At 42.1% G+C, this 2,793-nt stretch carries 3 protein-coding genes; all 3 read left to right on the forward strand.

Annotated features, from left to right (window positions below; all coding sequences use genetic code 11):
• A partial coding sequence (locus MUP17_04830; protein ID MCJ7458295.1) for a DNA mismatch repair protein MutL occupies positions 1-195 on the forward strand: 195 nt, incomplete at its 5' end.
• Between the two features lie 216 nt (positions 196-411).
• Entirely contained in the window at positions 412-1,332 is a 921-nt protein-coding gene (gene miaA / locus MUP17_04835) for a tRNA (adenosine(37)-N6)-dimethylallyltransferase MiaA (protein MCJ7458296.1), read from the forward strand.
• Positions 1,333-1,408: 76 nt separating this feature from the next.
• On the forward strand, positions 1,409-2,793 hold a 1,385-nt coding region (locus tag MUP17_04840), incomplete at its 3' end, for a transglycosylase SLT domain-containing protein (GenBank protein MCJ7458297.1).

The raw sequence follows: 2,793 nt of genomic DNA on the forward strand, positions 1-2,793 counted from the left end.
AAGGTTAAGTCTGTGGCGGCATCTTTTGCCTGCAAGGGGGCAATAAAGGCAGGTGACAAGCTTTCCTTAGAGGAGATGAATTCCTTGTTCGACCAGCTCTTTGCTACAAAAGAACCTTACTCCTGTCCGCACGGGAGGCCCACTCTAATTAGAATTCCGATTGAGGAGCTGAATAAGAGGTTTGAAAGAAGTTGACAAGTGGTTGATGGTATACCCACGTTGAGGGCAACGTGGGTATACTGTTTATATCATGGTTCAGGTTTACTAAAAAGTAAAGTCTCGCACTCCAGTATATGTTCCCAGCCACTTTAGTGGCGTGAACTTACCCTTTATCTCTCCTCAGAAAGGAGAGAACAAAAAACCTGACTAAAGTCAGTTTGAACATCACGGATGGTGCACTCCAGATAAAATATGCTTAAAAAAATCTTAACCATCCTCGGTCCTACTGCTTCGGGCAAAACCAAAGTCTCCCTTGAAATTGCCGATATAATAAAAGGGGAGATAGTCTCTGCAGATTCGCGCCAGATTTACAGGTTTATGGACATCGGGACTGCCAAGCCGGGTCTGGAAGAAAGGAAGAATATCCCCCATCATCTGATCGACATAGTCAATCCGGATGAGTATTTTTCTGCAGCAGATTATTCTACTAGAGCCAGAGAGGCTATAAAGAATATCCTGGGCAGGGGTAAAGAGCCTATCGTGGTTGGAGGCTCTGGACTTTATCTGAGAGCCTTGTTCAAAGGGATATTCAAGGGGCCAGGTAAAGATGAAAAAATAAGGTCAGAATTAAAAGAGAAAGCTCGGAAAGATGGGGTGGAATTCCTTTTCAATGAATTGGAGAAAAAAGACCCGGAGGCAGCAAAAAAGATAGGTCCCCATAATCTGGTGCGTATAATCAGAGCTTTAGAGGTTTATGAGTTGACAGGCAAAAAGATTTCTGACCTTCAAAAAAAAGGAGAGTATCCGCCAGAGGAACATAATTTCGTCAAGATCGGACTTGAATTAGACCGGGAGCATCTGTATCAGAGGATCGACCAGAGAGTAGAACAGATGATTAAAGCGGGGCTGGTGGATGAGGTCAAGAATCTAAAAGTGGAAGGATATGATCTCCGGTTTGCTCCACTGAAAACTTTTGGATATAAGGAAATTTTTCATTATCTGGATGGAAAAATAAGCCTGGATGAAGCTGTTCAGAACATAAAACTCGAAACCAGACATTATGCTAAAAGACAGATTACCTGGTTTAAAAAAGAGGAAGGGATTTTCTGGATCTATGCGGAAAAAGAAAATCTGAGAGATGAGATTTTGAGAATATTTGCTGGGGCGGGCTAAAAAAATAAAAAAATCCTTGACAAGGTTTATGCATTATTTTATATATCAACGAGTTAGATGAAAGGGGAGATTGAAGATGAAAACGGACGTGAGAAAGATTTTTCTGATAATACTGGTTTTTGGTCTCATCATGGGCTTGGGTGGTTTATTTAACAGCTGCTCCAGACAGGTGATAAAGCCCCAGGTTCAGAATAATTATCCCCCACCTCAGCCGCAGGTTACTTCTCAAACCGATTCGACTGAAATCTATGAGAAGATCATATCTGAAGAGCTAAAGGAAGCTGAGACTTATTACGCTGCAGGAGTCGAAGCAAATCAAAAAGCTGACTGGCTGGTTGCCCAATCTCATTTCGAGAAAGCGCTGGAGGTCCTGGGGAACTTGGATTTAGGAGACGAACTGCATTCCAAAAATATCGATAAATATGATCGCCTTTTGCACGAGATAGCCACGGACTACAAGATCACACTTCTTTCCCTGGGAACTCTGGATAGCGAAGGCTCGATCTCATCTTTTTTGGAAAAGTTCGAAAATATTCAGGATTTCCAAAAACTGAAAGATTCAACTTATGTCGCGATAACAGCTCCGGATACTTCTATCTATGATATGCCGATTGAATGGAACCAACGGGTGGAAAATGCCATTCTTTACCTTCAGACTGTGAGCCGGGAAAGATTCGCACTCTACTTAACCAGATCCGGTAAATATATTAACCTGTTCAAAGATATACTGAAAAAGAGAAACCTGCCACAGGACTTAGCCTATCTCCCCATGATCGAGAGCGGCTTTAGCCCCAGGGCGCGCTCCTGGGCAAATGCGGTCGGGATGTGGCAATTTATTCCGTCCACCGGAAGAATTTATGGTTTAAAAAGCAACTGGTGGTATGATGAAAAAAGGGATTTTATAAAATCGACCTATGCGGCTTGTAATTATCTCACTAAACTTTATAACGAATTCGGGTCCTGGCATTTAGCCTTAGCTGCTTATAATTGCGGCGAGGGAGGTCTCAACCGGAAAATTCAAAAACACAAAACCAACAACTTCTGGGAGCTTAATTTAAGAAAGCAGACCTATGATTATGTGCCCCTTTATATGGCAGCAACCATCATAGCTAAAGATCCAAAGAAATATGGTTTTGAGGTAGAGTATGAAAAACCATTGGAGTTTGACACCGTACTGGTAGATAAGCCGGTTGATCTGAAAACCATTGCAGATATTTTAAATGTCTCCTTAGATGCGATAAGAGACCTGAATCCCGAATTATTAAGAGACGTTACTCCTCCCCAATATTCAAATTATCCTTTGAGGATACCTGCAGGAACCAGGGAAATCTTTTCCCAGAAATATTCGGAACTACCAGCCAAAAAACTTTATACCATGCACAAGGTAAAAAAAGGAGAGACGGTTTCAGCCATTGCCAAAAAATACGGCGTTTCACCCTTTGATATCCTGCAGGCAAACTC

The sequence above is a fragment of the Candidatus Zixiibacteriota bacterium genome (genome assembly GCA_022865345.1).
In the GTDB taxonomy this organism is placed as follows: Bacteria; Zixibacteria; MSB-5A5; order MSB-5A5; family RBG-16-43-9; genus RBG-16-43-9.

Excerpts from the sequence above, each read along its gene's own strand:
- miaA (MCJ7458296.1), top strand. The coding sequence starts at position 412 with ATGCTTAAAAAAATCTTAACCATCCTCGGTCCTACTGCTTCGGGCAAA.